This is a genomic window from Escherichia sp. WS547 (genome assembly GCF_046486065.1).
GTDB lineage: Bacteria > Pseudomonadota > Gammaproteobacteria > Enterobacterales > Enterobacteriaceae > Escherichia > Escherichia coli.
The window spans coordinates 38,621-55,892 of sequence record NZ_JBJQMA010000031.1; the positions used below are offsets into that span (position 1 = coordinate 38,621).

General features: G+C 52.0%; 14 protein-coding genes and 1 other RNA gene. 7 read left to right on the forward strand and 8 right to left on the reverse strand.

What is annotated here, in order from left to right; all coding sequences use genetic code 11:
• Positions 1-44 precede the first annotated feature (44 nt).
• Positions 45-176, forward strand: a non-coding RNA gene (locus ACJHWK_RS21545) — RtT sRNA.
• A gap of 184 nt (positions 177-360) precedes the next feature.
• Here ACJHWK_RS21545 and narI read toward each other — a convergent pair.
• From narI to narK, 5 genes are all read right to left on the reverse strand, one after another.
• Entirely contained in the window at positions 361-1,038 is a 678-nt protein-coding gene (gene narI, locus ACJHWK_RS21550) for a respiratory nitrate reductase subunit gamma (protein ID WP_001160110.1), read from the reverse strand.
• Complete coding sequence (gene narJ, locus ACJHWK_RS21555; protein ID WP_000571694.1) at positions 1,038-1,748, reverse strand: nitrate reductase molybdenum cofactor assembly chaperone; 711 nt, start codon at positions 1,746-1,748, stop codon at positions 1,038-1,040. Before narJ ends, narI begins: the two co-directional genes overlap by 1 nt.
• Positions 1,745-3,283, reverse strand: coding sequence for a nitrate reductase subunit beta (gene narH / locus ACJHWK_RS21560; RefSeq protein WP_000702660.1), 1,539 nt, complete (start codon positions 3,281-3,283; stop codon positions 1,745-1,747). The genes narJ and narH overlap by 4 nt, the downstream gene beginning before the upstream one ends.
• Positions 3,280-7,023 (reverse strand): nitrate reductase subunit alpha, encoded by a 3,744-nt coding sequence (locus ACJHWK_RS21565; RefSeq protein ID WP_021517071.1) that lies wholly within the window; start codon positions 7,021-7,023, stop codon positions 3,280-3,282. Before ACJHWK_RS21565 ends, narH begins: the two co-directional genes overlap by 4 nt.
• 394 nt (positions 7,024-7,417) lie before the next feature.
• A complete protein-coding gene (gene narK, locus ACJHWK_RS21570) occupies positions 7,418-8,809 on the reverse strand; it encodes a nitrate transporter NarK (protein ID WP_000019817.1) in 1,392 nt (463 codons plus the stop codon).
• A 338-nt stretch (positions 8,810-9,147) separates the two neighbouring features.
• Between narK and narX the strand changes: the two genes are divergently transcribed.
• Positions 9,148-10,944 carry a nitrate/nitrite two-component system sensor histidine kinase NarX gene (gene narX / locus ACJHWK_RS21575; RefSeq protein ID WP_001522944.1) on the forward strand — a complete coding sequence of 599 codons (1,797 nt, stop codon included), beginning with the start codon at positions 9,148-9,150 and terminating at the stop codon, positions 10,942-10,944.
• A complete protein-coding gene (gene narL / locus ACJHWK_RS21580) occupies positions 10,937-11,587 on the forward strand; it encodes a two-component system response regulator NarL (protein ID WP_000070491.1) in 651 nt (216 codons plus the stop codon). The genes narX and narL overlap by 8 nt, the downstream gene beginning before the upstream one ends.
• Here the strand turns inward: narL and ychO are convergent, their stop codons facing one another.
• Entirely contained in the window at positions 11,588-12,982 is a 1,395-nt protein-coding gene (ychO, locus tag ACJHWK_RS21585; RefSeq protein ID WP_024166529.1) for an inverse autotransporter invasin YchO, read from the reverse strand.
• 185 nt (positions 12,983-13,167) lie between these two features.
• Here ychO and ychN point away from each other — a divergent pair, with 185 nt between their 5' ends.
• Positions 13,168-13,521: a DsrE/F sulfur relay family protein YchN gene (gene ychN, locus ACJHWK_RS21590; RefSeq protein ID WP_001169659.1), complete on the forward strand. Its 354-nt coding sequence runs from the start codon at positions 13,168-13,170 to the stop codon at positions 13,519-13,521.
• Between the two features lie 43 nt (positions 13,522-13,564).
• Here ychN and chaC read toward each other — a convergent pair whose 3' ends face one another.
• Positions 13,565-14,260, reverse strand: coding sequence for a glutathione-specific gamma-glutamylcyclotransferase (chaC, locus tag ACJHWK_RS21595; protein WP_001295621.1), 696 nt, complete (start codon positions 14,258-14,260; stop codon positions 13,565-13,567).
• A gap of 157 nt (positions 14,261-14,417) precedes the next feature.
• Positions 14,418-14,648 carry a putative cation transport regulator ChaB gene (chaB, locus tag ACJHWK_RS21600; protein ID WP_001146444.1) on the reverse strand — a complete coding sequence of 77 codons (231 nt, stop codon included), beginning with the start codon at positions 14,646-14,648 and terminating at the stop codon, positions 14,418-14,420.
• 269 nt (positions 14,649-14,917) lie between these two features.
• Between chaB and chaA the strand changes: the two genes are divergently transcribed.
• From chaA to ACJHWK_RS21615, 3 genes are all read left to right on the forward strand, one after another.
• On the forward strand, positions 14,918-16,018 hold the full coding sequence (gene chaA / locus ACJHWK_RS21605) for a sodium-potassium/proton antiporter ChaA (protein WP_001309461.1): 1,101 nt from the start codon (positions 14,918-14,920) through the stop codon (positions 16,016-16,018).
• 405 nt (positions 16,019-16,423) lie between these two features.
• Positions 16,424-16,531, forward strand: coding sequence for a type I toxin-antitoxin system toxin Ldr family protein (locus ACJHWK_RS21610; RefSeq protein WP_000170955.1), 108 nt, complete (start codon positions 16,424-16,426; stop codon positions 16,529-16,531).
• A 427-nt stretch (positions 16,532-16,958) separates the two neighbouring features.
• Positions 16,959-17,066, forward strand: coding sequence for a type I toxin-antitoxin system toxin Ldr family protein (locus ACJHWK_RS21615; RefSeq protein WP_000176713.1), 108 nt, complete (start codon positions 16,959-16,961; stop codon positions 17,064-17,066).
• Positions 17,067-17,272 lie beyond the last annotated feature (206 nt).

Here is a 17,272-nt window from a genome sequence, read left to right on the forward strand (position 1 = left end):
ACTTTCAAAAGTCCGTGAACTCTCAAACGAATCCGCAATTAGATATTCTGCCCATGCGGGGAAGGATGAGAAGCTTCGACCAAGGTGCGACTCGAGCGCCAGCGAGAAAGCGTTGCCGCAGGCAACGACCCGAAGGGTGAAGCGCGCAGCGCTGAGTAATCCTTCCCCCACCACCATCACTTCCTGTAAATACTCAAAACCTGTTACTCCGAGCTAATTCTACCCAATGGCACCGCGTTTACCGGACCTACAATATCCTCCCCTGAAGTTCGGATAAGCGAAGCGCATCCGACAACTCACCCCGTACCGTGCCCATAAAAAAACCCCGCCGAAGCGGGGTCTATGCAAACTAAAATTCGCTTAGTGACGAGCGCGCACCAGCTGATACTTACGTGTCAAATACTCCACCGGTACGCTCCAGATGTGCACCAGACGTGAGAACGGGAACAGCAAGAATAACGTCATCCCCAGCACCAGGTGCAGACGGAAGATAAACGCCACACCATCAAGGTGTTGAGAAGCGCCACCGTGGAAGGTCACTACCGACTGCGCCCAGCCAACCAGTTTCATCATCTCGCTACCGTCCATATGCTGGGCGGAGAACGGAATGGTCAGCAAGCCCAGCGCGCACTGGATAACGAGCAGCGACAGGATCAGGATATCCGCTCCGGTAGTGGTTGCACGCACGCGTGGGCTGAACAGACGACGCTTCAGCAACAGCACGCCGCCAATCAGACACAGCACACCGCTGGCACCACCAGCAAACATCGCCATTTTCTGTTTCACTTCAATCGGCAGCCAAGCTTCATACATCCAGTGCGGCGTCAGCATACCGAAGAAGTGACCAACAAAAATCCCCAGAATACCGATATGGAACAGGTTCGACGCCAGGTTCATCCCTTTGCGATCCAGCATCTGGCTGGACGCCGCGCGCCAGGTGTACTGCCCGTAGTCATAACGCAGCCAGCTACCAATCAGGAAGACCGCCCCGGCTATGTACGGGTAGATATCAAAGAAGAACATATTCAGGAATTGCATTAGTGCTGTCCTCCGGTGGTGATATTCAGATATTGCGGCGCGACGGCACCAGCAAAGCGACGCTGATGAGCAGTGATTGCTGAATCACCGCAGCCTTTGTCAGCAAAGAATTTAACCTGCTCTTCTTCCCAGACAGCATCCAGCGCCTGCGGCGTATCGTCGCGCGCTTCGTCGGCAATTTTTTCCGCCACTTTGTCGCTGTCGATTGCGGTATTCGCCAGTTTCAGCAGCAGATCAAACAGCACGGCATAACGGCTTTCACGCTGTTGCAGACGCGCACTCAGCAATGCCAGAATCGGCGCAATATCTATCAAACCCTCCACGGCTTCGCTTTGCGGCAGCTGCGCCAGGTACTCCAGATACAGCGGCAGATGGTCGGGCAATTCGCGGCTGTTTAACTGCAAACCGTGCTGCTCATACTGCGCCAGCAGGTCTACCATCGCCTGACCGCGGTCGCGGGATTCACCGTGCACATGTTCAAACAGCAACAGTGACGTGGCACGACCACGGTCGAACAGTTCGCTGTACTGGGCCTGAGCATCGAGCGGATCCATCGCCGTTAAATCGCGCAGGAAAATGCCCAGCGCATGGGCATCTTCTTTCGACAGATTTTTCGACGCGGCAATCGCCTCAAACATCTCTTGTTGATGCTGCCATAAGGCAGCATCCGGATATTCAAGGAGACGCGATACAATCACGAGTTCGATCATGGGTGCGGCTCCGTTTTGCTGGTTACGTCGATGGCATCGATACGGCGGCTGTTGAACAGATTGAATTTGGTATCTGAACCGTGGCAGCCATCACCAAAGGTAAAGCCGCAGCCATTTTTCTCCGGGAAGGCTTCCCGCGCCAGTTCACGATGACTACTCGGCACCACAAAGCGATCTTCGTAGTTAGCAATCGCCAGATAACGGTACATCTCCTGTGCCTGGGCTTCGGTCAGACCGACCTCTTCCAGCGCACGGGTATCCACTTTCCCGTCAACGGTTTCAGCACGTTTATAATGACGCATCGCCAGCATACGTTTCAGCGCGCGCAGTACCGGTTTGGTATCACCGGCGGTCAGCAGATTCGCCAGATACTGCACCGGAATGCGCAGGCTTTCGACGTCTGGCAGAATGCCGTTGCTACCCAGCTCACCCGCGTCTGCTGCAGACTGAATCGGAGACAGAGGCGGCACGTACCAGACCATCGGCAGTGTGCGATATTCTGGATGCAGCGGCAGCGCCAGTTTCCATTCCATTGCCATTTTATAAACCGGCGACTGCTGTGCAGCTTCAATAACGCTCAGCGGAATACCGTCTTTAATCGCCTGCTCGATGACTTTCGGATCGTTCGGATCGAGGAACACCTCCAGCTGACGCTGGTAAAGATCTTTCTCGTTCTCGGTGCTGGCTGCACGTTCAATGGCGTCCGCATCGTACAACAGCACGCCGAGATAACGGATACGACCGACACAGGTTTCAGAGCACACGGTCGGCTGACCCGCTTCAATACGCGGATAGCAGAAGATGCACTTCTCAGACTTACCGCTCTTCCAGTTGAAATAGATTTTTTTGTACGGGCATCCGGTGATGCACATACGCCAGCCACGGCATTTATCCTGGTCGATCAGGACGATGCCATCTTCTTCACGCTTGTAAATCGCACCGCTCGGGCAGGTCGCCACACATGCCGGGTTCAGGCAGTGTTCGCACAGGCGCGGCAAATACATCATGAAGGTGTTTTCGAACTGGCTATACATCGCCTTCTGGATGTTGTCGAAGTTCTTGTCTTTCGCCAGTTTGTCAAACTCACCGCCCAGGTCATCTTCCCAGTTCGGCCCTTTTTCGATTTTCGCCATCCGTTCCCCGGTAATCAGCGAACGCGGACGGGCAATCGGCTGCGATTTGCTGCCTTCCGGCGCGGTATGCAGGTTCTGATAGTCAAAATCGAACGGCTCGTAATAATCGTCGATCCCCGGCAGATGCGGGTTAGCGAAGATTTTACCCAGCAGCATGGCACGGTTACCCATGCGCGGCTGCAGTTTGCCGTTGATTTTACGAATCCAGCCGCCTTTGTATTTTTCCTGGTTTTCCCAGTCAGTCGGGAAGCCCTGGCCCGGCTTGGTTTCCACGTTGTTGAACCACGCGTATTCCACGCCTTCGCGGCTGGTCCAGACGTTTTTACAGGTAACTGAACAGGTGTGGCAGCCGATGCACTTATCGAGATTCAGCACCATGCCGACTTGTGAACGAATTTTCATTTTACGCTCTCCTGTACCTGGTCATTGCCTTCGCCATCTAACCAGTCAATGTTCTTCATCTTACGCACTACAACAAACTCATCGCGGTTAGAACCTACGGTGCCGTAGTAGTTAAAGCCGTATGCCAGATGGGCATAGCCGCCAATCATATGCGTCGGTTTCGGCGTGATACGGGTGACCGAGTTATGGATACCACCACGCTGTTGGGTAATTTCCGAACCCGGCAGGTTAACGATACGTTCCTGCGCGTGGTACATCATGGTCATCCCTACCGGAACACGCTGGCTGACAACCGCACGGGCAGTCAGAGCACCGTTGCTGTTGAAGACTTCAATCCAGTCGTTATCGGCAATGCCCAGATCTTTGGCATCGGCTTCACTCAGCCAGACCACCGGACCACCGCGACCTAAAGTCAGCATCAGCAGGTTGTCGCTGTAGGTGGAGTGGATACCCCACTTCTGGTGCGGCGTCAGGAAGTTGAGCGCTTTTTCCGGGTTGCCGTTGGATTTCTGGCCTATCACTTCTTTCACCGAACGGGTGTCGATCGGCGGACGATAAACCAGCAGGCTTTCACCGAAATCACGCATCCACTGGTGATCCTGATACAGCTGCTGACGGCCAGAGAGCGTACGCCACGGGATCAGCTCGTGAACGTTGGTGTAACCGGCGTTGTAAGAAACGTGTTCATCTTCAAGGCCAGACCAGGTCGGGCTGGAGATGATTTTGCGCGGCTGTGCCTGAATATCGCGGAAGCGAATCTTCTCGTCTTCTTTATTCAGCGCCAGATGCGTATGGTCACGACCGGTAAACTCGCTCAGGGCAGCCCAGGCTTTCACGGCTACCTGACCGTTGGTTTCCGGTGCCAGCGTCAGGATCATCTCTGCCGCATCAATGGCGGTGTTCAGCATCGGCTGACCTTTCGCCGGACCTTCCGCTTTGGTGTAGTTGAGCTTACGCAGCAGATCCATCTCGCTCTGGGTGTTCCAGGCAATCCCTTTACCGCCATTACCGATTTTCTCCATCAGTGGGCCGATAGAGGTAAAGCGTTCGTAAGTTGCCGGATAATCGCGCTCTACGACCATAATGTGCGGTGCAGTTTTACCTGGGATCAGGTCGCATTCGCCTTTTTTCCAGTCTTTCACATCCAGCGGTTGCGCCAGTTCAGCGGCAGAGTCGTGCTGGATAGGCAGCGTGACGATGTCAGTTTCTTTACCCAGATGACCAACGCACACTTCGGAGAATTTCTTCGCGATGGCTTTGTAGATTTCCCAGTCGCTTTTCGCTTCCCAGGCCGGATCGACCGCCGCAGACAGCGGGTGAATAAACGGATGCATATCCGAAGTATTCATGTCGTCTTTTTCGTACCAGGTCGCCGTCGGCAAAATGATGTCGGAATAGAGACAGGTGCTCGACAGACGGAAGTCCAGCGTCACCACCAGATCCAGCTTGCCTTCCAGACCGTTGTCCTGCCATTCCACTTCTTCCGGCTTCACGCCGCCCTGCTGCCCCAGGTCTTTGCCCTGGATACCGTGCTCCGTCCCCAGCAGGTACTTGAGCATAAACTCATGACCTTTACCGGAAGAACCGAGCAGGTTAGAACGCCAGATGAACAGGTTACGCGGGTGGTTTTTACCGTTTTCTGGTTGTTCTGCCGCAAAACGGATAGAACCCTCTTTCAGGGATTTCACGGTGTAATCCACCGGATTCATGCCCGCTTTTTCCGCTTCGCGAGCGATAGTTAGCGGGTTAGTGCCTAACTGCGGCGCAGACGGCAGCCAGCCCATACGTTCTGCACGGACGTTAAAGTCGATCAGATGTCCGGTATAACGGGATTTATCCGCCATCGGCGACAGCAACTCGTCTGCGGTCACGGTTTCATAACGCCACTGGCTGGAGTGGTTATAAAAATAAGAGGTGCTGTTCATGTGACGCGCCGGACGCTGCCAGTCGAGGGCAAACGCCAGCGGCTGCCAGCCGGTTTGCGGACGCAGTTTTTCCTGACCTACATAGTGCGCCCAGCCACCCCCGCTCTGACCGACACAGCCGCAGAAAATCAGCATGTTGATCAGACCACGATAGTTCATATCGAGGTGATACCAGTGGTTCAGCCCCGCACCGACGATAATCATCGAACGACCGTGCGTTTTATCCGCGTTATCGGCAAATTCACGGGCGATGCGAATAATCTGGCTGCGAGAAACGCCGGTAATCTGCTCGGCCCACGCAGGGGTGTAAGCTTTCACATCGTCGTAGCTGGTTGCGCAGTTAACGTCGTTCAGGCCACGTTCCAGACCATAGTTTGCCAGCGTCAGATCGTAAACGGTGGTCACCAGAGCGGTGCGGCCATCAGCCAGTTGCAGGCGTTTCACCGGCAGCTTGTGCAGCAGAATGTTTTCCAGTTCCACTTTGTTGAAGTGTTCAGTGCCGTCGCCACCAAAGTACGGGAAGCCCACCTCAGCGATCTCATCCTGGCTACCCAGCAGGCTCAGTTGCAGCTCGGTTTCTTCGCCAGTTTTGCCGTCGCGCTGCTCAAGATTCCATTTGCCCTTCTCGCCCCAGCGGAAGCCAATAGAACCGTTCGGCGCAACCATTTCGCCATTGGTATTAAAGGCGACAGTTTTCCATTCCGGATTGTTTTCCTGGCCCAGCGCATCCACCAGATCGGCAGCGCGCAGCATACGACCCGCAGCGTAGTAACCGTCGCGTTCTTCCAGCATCACCAGCATCGGCATGTCGGTGTAGCGACGCACATAGTCGGTGAAATACTGGCTTGGGTTGTCGAGGTGGAATTCACGCAGCATTACGTGGCCCATCGCCAGCGCCATTGCTGCGTCGGTGCCCTGTTTCGGTGCCAGCCACAGATCGCACAGTTTGGCGATTTCAGCGTAGTCCGGTGTGACGGCAACAGTTTTGGTGCCTTTGTAACGCACTTCAGTAAAGAAGTGAGCATCCGGAGTACGCGTCTGCGGCACGTTTGACCCCCAGGCGATGATGTAGCTGGAGTTGTACCAGTCAGCAGATTCCGGTACGTCAGTCTGCTCGCCCCAGGTTTGCGGAGACGCAGGAGGCAGGTCGCAGTACCAGTCGTAGAAGCTTAAGCAAGTACCGCCAAGCAGCGAGAGATAGCGCGCACCCGACGCGTAAGAAACCATCGACATTGCCGGAATTGGCGAGAAGCCAGCGACACGGTCCGGGCCGTAGTTTTTGATGGTGTAAACGTTAGAGGCGGCGATCAGTTCGTTCACTTCCTGCCAGGAAGAACGAACAAAACCACCGCGTCCACGCGCCTGCTTAAAGCTTTTCGCTTTATCGGCGTCTTCAATGATAGAAGCCCATGCCTCAACCGGATCGCTATGCAGCGCCTTCGCTTCACGCCACATTTTCATCAGGCGTTTGCGCATCATTGGGTATTTCAGGCGGTTGGCGCTGTAAAGATACCAGGAGTAGCTGGCACCGCGCGGGCAGCCGCGAGGTTCATGGTTTGGCAGGTCCGGGCGAGTACGCGGATAGTCAGTCTGCTGGGTTTCCCAGGTCACCAGACCGTTTTTGACGTAGATTTTCCAGCTGCAGGAGCCGGTGCAGTTTACCCCGTGGGTAGAGCGGACGATTTTGTCATGCTGCCAACGCTGGCGATATCCATCCTCCCAGTCACGGTTGGTATTGAGAAGCTGGCCATGCCCATCGGCAAAGGTTTCACCCTTCTGTTTGAAGTAGCGAAACCGGTCCAGGAATTTACTCATCGGTTTTCTCCTGTGGGAGCCTGTCGGCCCTCTGATAAATCGACATTGCTAATGTTTAAGGGCAAGGTAACGCTCTGAAACAGCGTGGGAATTGATAACGATCAAGAGTGATGGGGATGAAAAATAAAGTAAATTCCTAAGATACCCCTTTAGGATAATTAACAGCCACCACATAACAGACTGTAAATTAAGACGTTTTATACCTGTAGTTATTTAAACTATTAAGATTTTTATGCAGATGGGTATTAAGGAGTATTCCCCATGGGTAACATATTAATGGCTCTTAATGAAATCCGGCGAAATAAGCCACTCACACATAAGTATGTTGTAACTAAACGACAGATAAAAAAAAGCGCGACATCATGCCGCGCAAAGGATAATCAAATATTAAGATTTATTTTTTAGAATGCCGACCATATACCGCCCAGGTAATCACTACGCAGGCGATATAGAAAATCAAAAATACTTTCATTGCGCCGACTGGAGAACCCGTTAATGCCAGCGAGCTACCGAACGCTTTCGGGATAAAGAAGCCACCAATCGCGCCAATCGCAGAGATGAAACCCAGCGCCGCCGCCGTGTCGGTTGCCGCTTCACGCATCGCACGTTCGTCAGAACCCCCTTCTGCTTTCACGCGATCCATTGTCAGTTTACGGAAGATCACGGAAATCATCTGGAAAGTGGAACCACTACCCAGCCCAGCTGTCAGGAACAGCGCCAGGAAGACCGCGAAGAACGCCATGAAGCTTCCGCCCTGTCCGTCAGTCGGTAAGGTCAGGAACAGCAGGCCGCTGAAAATCGCCATCAGGATAAAGTTCACCAGTGTGACACGAGTTCCGCCCAGACGGTCAGATAATGCACCACCTGCAGAACGCGCCAGCGCACCAATAAACGGCCCGAAGAAAGCGTATTGCAGAATCTGAACATCCGGGAACTGCGTTTTTGACAGCATCGCAAAGCCCGCGGAGAAGCCGATGAAGGAGCCGAAGGTTGCCAGATACAGCAGGCTCATAATCCACAGATGACCCCGTTTGAGTACCGGCAACTGCTCCTTGATGGAGGCTTTCGAGGTAGCAAGATCGTTCATGCCAAACCACGCCGCAATGGTGAAGATGGCAAGGAACGGCACCCATACCCAGGACGCATTCGCCAGATACAGCTCACTCCCATCCGGCTGTTTGACACCCTGGCTACCAAATACTGCGAAAATCGACAGTGATACCACCAGCGGAGCAACCAACTGCATGACGCTGACGCCCATGTTGCCCAGACCACCATTCAGACCCAGCGCGCCACCCTGCTTCTGTTTCGGAAAGAAGAAGCTGATGTTTGCCATACTGGAAGCGAAGTTCGCGCCAGCAAAGCCGCACAGCAGAGAGATGATGATGAAGACGCTATAAGGCGTGGAGGTATCCTGCACGGCAAAACCCAGCCAGACGCAAGGAATAATCAGAATACCGGTGCTGAACGCCGTCCAGCGACGACCACCGAAGATAGGAACCATAAAGGAGTATGGAACACGTAATAACGCGCCAGAAACCGAAGGCAGCGCAGTCAACATAAATAGCTGATCGGTCGTAAAATTAAAACCGACTTTCGGTAAGTTCACCGCAACAGCGCTGAACAACATCCATACGCAAAACGCCAGCAGCAGACAGGGAACGGAAATCCACAGGTTGCGGCTGGCAATACGTTGACCGCGTTGTTGCCAGAACGCAGGATCTTCCGGTCGCCAATCTGTAATGACAGCTCCAGTAGCCCTTTCGGGGGCGGATGAGTGACTCATAGACACCTCTGATACTCGTTTCGATGTCTGCCACCTTAGTGTCTGTAGCTAAAGGCAATTTGATGTAAATCAAACGATAAGATAACTTTATCTATCATTGATATTTATCATTACCCATAGTGAGTACAGTGATTTCATAAAAATTATGAGATTTTTCACGGTGCTGTAAAATCCCTACCCTTACCGATGTAAAGCGACTAACCACGCGGCAAATAAGGAGTAACTCTTTCCGGGTATGGGTATACTTCAGCCAATAGCCGAGAATACTGCCATTCCAGAATGTATCGTCACATTCATTAAGGTTATTGCTCATTTAAAGCCTGAAGGAAGAGGTTTACATGCTTAAACGTTGTCTCTCTCCGCTCACCCTGGTTAATCAGGTTGCGCTTATTGTGTTGCTTTCTACTGCTATTGGACTGGCAGGGATGGCGGTTTCTGGCTGGCTGGTGCAAGGCGTTCAGGGTAGCGCCCATGCGATCAACAAAGCGGGATCGCTGCGCATGCAAAGTTACCGTCTGTTGGCAGCAGTGCCATTAAGCGAGAAAGACAAGCCCTTAATTAAAGAGATGGAACAAACAGCATTTAGCGCCGAATTAACCCGAGCAGCAGAACGAGACGGACAACTGGCGCAATTACAGGGTTTACAAGATTACTGGCGTAATGAACTGATCCCTGCGCTGATGCGTGCACAAAACCGCGAAACGGTGTCAGCGGATGTCAGCCAGTTTGTTGCCGGGCTTGATCAGCTGGTATCTGGTTTTGACCGCACCACGGAAATGCGCATTGAGACAGTGGTACTGGTCCATCGGGTAATGGCGGTATTTATGGCACTTTTACTGGTGTTCACTATTATCTGGTTGCGGGCGCGACTGCTACAACCGTGGCGGCAATTGCTGGCAATGGCGAGTGCCGTCAGTCATCGCGATTTTACCCAACGCGCGAACATCAGCGGGCGCAACGAAATGGCGATGCTTGGAACTGCGTTGAACAATATGTCTGCAGAACTGGCCGAAAGTTATGCCGTACTTGAGCAGCGGGTTCAGGAGAAAACCGCCGGGCTGGAGCATAAAAATCAGATCCTCTCTTTTTTATGGCAGGCCAACCGCCGATTGCATTCCCGCGCCCCGCTGTGTGAACGCCTGTCACCTGTACTCAACGGCTTACAGAATTTGACCCTGCTACGTGATATTGAACTGCGGGTGTATGACACTGATGATGAAGAGAATCATCAGGAGTTTACCTGCCAGCCAGATATGACTTGTGATGATAAAGGCTGCCAGCTCTGCCCGCGCGGCGTATTACCCGTTGGCGATCGCGGCACAACCCTGAAGTGGCGGCTGGCTGACTCTCATACGCAGTACGGCATTTTGCTGGCGACCCTGCCGCAGGGGCGTCATCTTAGCCATGATCAACAACAACTGGTGGATACCTTGGTTGAACAACTCACCGCCACGCTGGCGTTGGATCGCCATCAGGAACGTCAGCAACAGTTGATCGTGATGGAAGAGCGTGCCACCATTGCGCGCGAACTGCATGATTCTATTGCCCAATCTCTCTCTTGCATGAAGATGCAGGTGAGTTGTTTACAGATGCAGGGCGATGCGCTGCCAGAAAGCAGTCGCGAACTGTTAAGTCAGATCCGTAACGAACTGAATGCATCCTGGGCGCAGTTGCGTGAATTGCTCACCACATTCCGTTTGCAGCTCACCGAGCCTGGATTACGTCCGGCGCTGGAGGCGAGTTGCGAAGAGTACAGCGCCAAATTTGGCTTCCCGGTGAAGCTGAATTATCAATTGCCGCCTCGTCTGGTGCCTTCGCATCAGGCAATCCACTTGTTGCAAATTGCCCGTGAGGCATTAAGTAACGCCCTCAAACATTCGCAAGCGAGTGAAGTCGTGGTGACGGTGGCGCAAAACGATAATCAGGTCAAACTGACCGTCCAGGATAACGGCTGCGGCGTGCCTGAAAATGCCATCCGCAGCAATCACTACGGCATGATAATAATGCGCGACCGTGCGCAAAGTTTACGAGGCGATTGCCGCGTCCGCCGTCGTGAATCAGGTGGCACCGAAGTGGTGGTCACCTTTATTCCCGAAAAAACTTTCACAGACGTCCAAGGAGATACCCATGAGTAATCAGGAACCGGCTACTATCCTGCTGATCGACGATCACCCGATGCTGCGAACTGGCGTAAAACAGCTTATCAGTATGGCACCAGATATCACCGTGGTTGGCGAAGCGAGTAATGGCGAACAGGGTATTGAACTGGCGGAATCTCTTGATCCCGATTTGATCCTGTTAGATCTCAATATGCCCGGCATGAACGGTCTGGAAACGCTGGATAAACTGCGCGAAAAGTCCCTCTCCGGGCGCATTGTGGTATTCAGCGTTTCTAACCATGAAGAAGATGTGGTCACCGCACTGAAACGCGGCGCGGATGGCTATCTGTTAAAAGATATGGAACCGGAAGATCTGCTGAAAGCGTTACATCAGGCAGCTGCTGGCGAAATGGTATTAAGCGAAGCATTAACGCCTGTTCTGGCCGCCAGCTTGCGTGCTAACCGTGCCACTACTGAGCGCGATGTTAACCAGTTAACCCCACGCGAGCGCGATATTCTCAAGCTGATTGCCCAGGGTTTGCCGAACAAGATGATTGCCCGCCGCCTGGACATCACCGAAAGCACAGTAAAAGTGCACGTCAAGCACATGCTGAAGAAAATGAAGCTCAAGTCTCGCGTGGAAGCAGCGGTATGGGTGCATCAGGAGCGCATTTTCTGATTACGGTTCCCAGCGCAGTTCGTCGTTTGACAATGCATCGAACGGTTCGACAAGCGTTAGCGTGATCTCATTGGAGGAGACACGCTGCCCCTGGTTATCTTCCACCACCACCGACAATCGCCAGTGATTGCTCGCCCCTTCCCCGTTCTGCCAGTCAGGCATGATCAGCGTCCAGCCCTCCACGCTGTTGGCTTGTGCGCCCGGCGTCAAACTTAATATCTGCGTATCGCCCTGCCAAATCAGTTGCCGAATACCGTAACGACTGCGGATTTGTAATTTCAGCGGCACTGTTTCGCCAGGTTTTAGATCCCACGGAGGTGTCGCCAGAAACACCGTTAACGTTTTTCGCTGTCGGTACTCAAGAGTCGGTAGATTATTTCGCTGCGGATTGTCATAGCGACTACCACGTAACGACTGACTTTCGGCAACCTCGCCCGCAGAAAGTTGTTTTTTGAGCGGTACACCAAAGCGGTAATTAAGATTCAGCCCGAGGTTATTTTGATTTTCGCCACTTTCACCCTGTTTATGCTGGGCCGTCACAGTGACTAATGGCACTGGGGTGTAATTTAATCCCAGACTCAACGCGACGGGATTGTGATAACCCGTACCAGAGTTAAACAAATCAACACGATCACCAAAATACTGTTCTACGCTGACACTGGTATTGAGGTGTTGATAGAACGGCATGCGCATCCGGGCTGTCAGGTCGTACCCGCGCGCCATCCGTTGTTCCTGCGTGGCTGTCTGTTCGTGCCATGCAGCAAACGGCTGGTAAAAGTTTGCCGATAGTCGCAAATATTCGCCCCACGCTTCGGCACCAAAGCCCGCTCGCTGAAGATTTTCGTCCAGCAAGTAGTCATAAAAAGTGTTATAACCCACCAGCCAGCTGCCGCGCGCCCAGCGTTGCCCAACGCCCACATTGCTCACCAACCCATCATCCTGCTGAGTAAGACCCAGCTGGCTCCAGGTGAGATAACGATCATTATCTTGTAACGGCACAAACCAGCTTCCACGACTGCCGGTGAAATGTCCTTCGTTATCCAGTTTGACGTCAACACTGGCATTTCCCCACGGTGATAGCCAGGACTCTACGTGCTGATTAACCTGTTGACTAAGCGCATCGCGGACTTTTCCCAATGCGAAAGCTTTTGCCTGCTCGCCAGTATCCAGCCCGTTATCATTCATACTGGTTTCGCCGAAATCTTTCACAATTTCAGCAAAGTGTTTTTCCCCATCATGATTTTCAGGTGCCATGCCTAAATCCGGCAGACCATCATTGTTATTATCAAAGGGATTTGCCGCTTTTTGCTCGAAGGTAGATTGTGCGTTAGCTGTACCGCCTGCCGCCAGCAAGAGTAAATAAAACGGAATAATGCGAGGAACGAAACGGCTCAAAACGTCGGTAACTTCCGGTAAAAAATGAAAAACCATAGCCCTAAAGAATAACGATTACTGGCAACTTTTGTCGTATTTTCTCGCGCTTTCAGGAAAATCCTTAAAAATGTGACCGATTGGTCAGACGCTGCAGAAGCAGTAAGATAGAAGATGAGTGTCTAATTCCCTGAATACAGGAGTAAATAATGCAAAAAATCGTGATCGTTGCCAATGGCGCACCTTACGGGAGCGAATCCTTGTTTAACAGCTTGCGGCTGGCCATTGCGTTACGAGAGCAGGAGAACAATCTGGATCTGCGTCTGTTCCTGATGTCTGATGCGGTCACAGCCGGGTTGCGCGGGCAAAAACCAGGGGAAGGCTACAACATTCAGCAAATGCTGGAGATCCTTACCGCTCAGAATGTACCGGTGAAATTGTGCAAAACCTGTACCGACGGGCGCGGGATTAGCACACTTCCTCTGATTGATGGGGTGGAAATCGGTACTCTTGTGGAACTGGCGCAATGGACGCTGTCAGCCGATAAAGTGCTCACATTTTAATGTTTGAGGGGGCGTCTGACGCCCCACTATGAGGGAAGTTTACTCAGGCGAATCCCGGCCGTAACACACCATCCGGATAATTCTCCGCCAGCAGTTTTTTTACCGATACCAGCAAATCATTCAGCCCATCGTCCTGCATTCCCAGTTTGATAAGCTCCTGTTCCAGTGAAAACAGGTATTGTGCGTTGGTTCCCAGTGGACCGCTCGCCGCCGCAATCAACGGCGCGATGACCTGAGCGCGAGTGTCAGATTCATATTCTGGATGTCGCGGGTCCATAATAAACACAATGGCGTTTACTGTGCGTCCATCATCAAGATCAAGCTGACACCAGGTTGGCAGATAACAGCCGGTAATCATCTCGCGCTTCCACAACAGGGTTAGTTCCTGCTCCAGCGTCTCTTCTGGCAGTCGATAGGCGACGCCTGTGGTGCGTCCGCCCTCTTTCAGTGCAAGCATTCGTCCCGGCTGGTGCGCAGTCCCACGCCCGGCGGTCAGACGCAGGCAAAACGCACGATGCCATCCAACCAGTGTACCGGTGCACGACTCGGTAAACTCCAGTGCCGGATTCCACATCAACGATCCATAACCGAAGATCCACACCGGTCCCTCATCAGGTCGACAAGCCAGCGTCGCCGCCAGCGAAGCCGCCCGTTGCTCTGCTGACCATAAGAGTGATTCTTCAATGGCACCAAATGCCGTTTTACAATCGGCATTCATCAAGAAATCACGCGTTATCACCTTACACCTCCGCCACTGCATACTTCCCTGCGACAACTTTTTGGTGTCTTCCGGACATTTTTACTGCTCATTTTGAAACCACTAACGGGACAATATGCAATCCACGGACCACTTGCAAGGCAACACCGCACGAATTGCTTTAACTAAGCTACCGGTTTTACGATTTTTTATGCCATTTATCATCATCCCCTTTGGCATATTCATGCTTCACAGCAGCCCAGGCCACTTTATGCGCGGTTTCTTCGCGACTGGCGTCATCACGCCGATCTTCTTTATCTTTATATTGATCCCATGCGCTGTTGAACGCTTCTTTATAGATATCCTGAGCATGAGACGGTAGCACGTGCTTTACGCTTTCCGGCAGATCGCTTTTCGTTTTATACGGCATCGTTGACTCCTTTTACAAAGTTGAACATTAAGTGTGGTCAACAATATCCACTCTTGCCAAAACATAAGAATTTTCATGTCAGACTCTTCTTAAGAAACGCTAAAACAAACATTGTCTAAACGCATTGCTTATTTTTATGGCCCGATGAGTAAAAAATCGACAGCGGGGTAAAAATTCGTAAAATGTTACCGATATCCAGACACTTTCTGTTATTTTTCCTACCTATTTTTTACATTTTCGATAAATTCATCTGCAAAGGGATAACCATAATGTCAAATGCTCAAGAGGCGGTAAAAACCCGCCACAAGGAGACTTCGCTTATTTTCCCGGTTCTGGCGCTGGTAGTGCTGTTCCTGTGGGGAAGCAGCCAGACACTACCAGTGGTCATTGGCATCAATCTTCTTGCTCTTATTGGTATTTTAAGTAGCGCCTTTAGTGTTGTCCGTCATGCGGACGTATTAGCCCATCGCCTGGGAGAACCTTACGGTTCGCTTATTCTTAGCCTTTCAGTGGTTATTCTTGAAGTCAGTTTGATTTCAGCTTTAATGGCAACCGGCGACGCCGCGCCAACGCTAATGCGTGATACGCTCTATTCAATCATTATGATTGTTACCGGTGGGCTGGTTGGCTTTTCATTATTGTTGGGCGGACGCAAGTTTGCCACCCAATATATGAATCTGTTTGGTATCAAGCAGTATTTAATTGCGCTGTTCCCCCTGGCGATAATCGTACTGGTATTTCCAATGGCTCTGCCTGCGGCGAATTTTTCAACCGGTCAGGCGTTACTGGTAGCATTAATTTCTGCGGCAATGTATGGCGTATTTTTGCTGATCCAGACCAAAACGCATCAAAGTTTATTTGTCTACGAGCACGAAGATGACAGTGATGATGACGACCCGCACCACGGTAAACCGTCTGCCCATAGCAGCCTTTGGCATGCTATCTGGTTGATTGTCCATCTGATTGCCGTTATTGCAGTCACCAAAATGAACGCCAGCCCGCTGGAGACATTGCTCGACAGCATGAATGCCCCTGTCGCCTTTACTGGCTTCCTGGTGGCTCTGTTGATTCTGTCGCCGGAAGGTTTAGGTGCGTTAAAAGCAGTGTTGAACAACCAGGTCCAGCGCGCGATGAATCTGTTCTTTGGTTCAGTGTTAGCAACCATTTCGCTTACCGTACCTGTCGTCACGCTAATTGCCTTTATGACGGGTAACGAATTGCAGTTTGCACTTGGTGCGCCAGAAATGGTAGTGATGGTGGCCTCTTTAGTGCTGTGCCATATCTCCTTCTCCACCGGACGTACTAACGTGCTCAATGGCGCAGCGCATCTGGCACTGTTTGCCGCCTATTTGATGACGATATTTGCCTGACAGTTATATCTCCTCCGATGACAGAAATCGGGGGAGATAATATAAATTCCTGCTTATTGTATTTCTTCATACTACCTGAACAGGTTGTTAATCAGAATTGCGAGCCTGTACCAGAACCTGCACGAAACCACTGCAACAGCTGTTGAAAAGCCGGAATGTACTCTTTATTGCAAACATTTCAGGGATGAAGTGAAGATGAATTGAGACGTAGTATCCACACCAAGCCGGCGTTATCCGGTGAGGCGCAATGTTGCGGGGGCTTTATCCCTGGTGGCATTGGTTGCTGGAAAGAGAAAACCCCCGCACGTTGAGAGGTAAAACCTGACAACAGAACGGGGGCTAATCTTGAACCATCAACAATTCAAGAATAGCCGCAAAATGTTGTCATTACAACAAGGCGGCTATATGACGCTCGCGCAGTTTGCCATGATTTTCTGGCACGACCTGGCAGCACCGATCCTGGCGGGAATTATTACCGCAGCGATTGTCAGCTGGTGGCGTAACCGGAAGTAAGGTGAAAACGGGCGTCAGGCTGCCGTGATGGCAATATGCGCCCGAAACCGGCCGCAGGTGTAACAGCCTGCGGCCTTTTTTGTCTTTATCTCTTCCACAAGTAAATATTGGCAACCCGAGCTGGAAGCATCATCCAGAGCACTCATGAAACGACTGTAACAGCTGTTGAAAAACCGGAATGCACTCTTCATTGCATACATTTCAGGGATGAAGTGAAGATGAATTGAGTCGTAGTATCCACACCAAGCCGGCGTTATCCGGTGAGGCGCAATGTTGCGGGGGCTCTATCCCTGGTGGCATTGGTTGCTGGAAAGAGAAAACCCCCGCACGTTGAGAGGTATAACCTGACAACAGAACGGGGGCTAATCTTGAACCAGAACAATTCAAGAATAGCCGCAAAATGTTGTCATTACAACAAGGCGGCTATATGACGCTCACGCAGTTTGCCATGACTTTCTGGCACGACCTGGCAGCACCGATCCTGGCGGGAATTATTACCGCAGCGATTGTCAGCTGGTGGCGTAACCGGAAGTAAGGTGAAAACGGGCGTCAGGCTGCCGTGATGGCAATATGCGCCCGAAACCGGCCGCAGGAGTAACAGCCTGCGGCCTTTTTTGTATCCGGCCCCATGAATAAATATCCTCCGGCATAGCCGGAGGTTTTTCAAATGCGCCTATAAGGCTCTCTTACCAGCCGCGCCCTAACAGGCGCACACGATCTGACATTTGCATCCAACTTCGT

Excerpts from the sequence above, each read along its gene's own strand:
- narI (WP_001160110.1), bottom strand. The coding sequence starts at position 1,038 with ATGCAATTCCTGAATATGTTCTTCTTTGATATCTACCCGTACATAGCC.
- narJ (WP_000571694.1), bottom strand. The coding sequence starts at position 1,748 with ATGATCGAACTCGTGATTGTATCGCGTCTCCTTGAATATCCGGATGCT.
- narH (WP_000702660.1), bottom strand. The coding sequence starts at position 3,283 with ATGAAAATTCGTTCACAAGTCGGCATGGTGCTGAATCTCGATAAGTGC.
- ACJHWK_RS21565 (WP_021517071.1), bottom strand. The coding sequence starts at position 7,023 with ATGAGTAAATTCCTGGACCGGTTTCGCTACTTCAAACAGAAGGGTGAA.
- narK (WP_000019817.1), bottom strand. The coding sequence starts at position 8,809 with ATGAGTCACTCATCCGCCCCCGAAAGGGCTACTGGAGCTGTCATTACA.
- narX (WP_001522944.1), top strand. The coding sequence starts at position 9,148 with ATGCTTAAACGTTGTCTCTCTCCGCTCACCCTGGTTAATCAGGTTGCG.
- narL (WP_000070491.1), top strand. The coding sequence starts at position 10,937 with ATGAGTAATCAGGAACCGGCTACTATCCTGCTGATCGACGATCACCCG.
- ychN (WP_001169659.1), top strand. The coding sequence starts at position 13,168 with ATGCAAAAAATCGTGATCGTTGCCAATGGCGCACCTTACGGGAGCGAA.
- chaB (WP_001146444.1), bottom strand. The coding sequence starts at position 14,648 with ATGCCGTATAAAACGAAAAGCGATCTGCCGGAAAGCGTAAAGCACGTG.
- chaA (WP_001309461.1), top strand. The coding sequence starts at position 14,918 with ATGTCAAATGCTCAAGAGGCGGTAAAAACCCGCCACAAGGAGACTTCG.
- ACJHWK_RS21610 (WP_000170955.1), top strand. The coding sequence starts at position 16,424 with ATGACGCTCGCGCAGTTTGCCATGATTTTCTGGCACGACCTGGCAGCA.
- ACJHWK_RS21615 (WP_000176713.1), top strand. The coding sequence starts at position 16,959 with ATGACGCTCACGCAGTTTGCCATGACTTTCTGGCACGACCTGGCAGCA.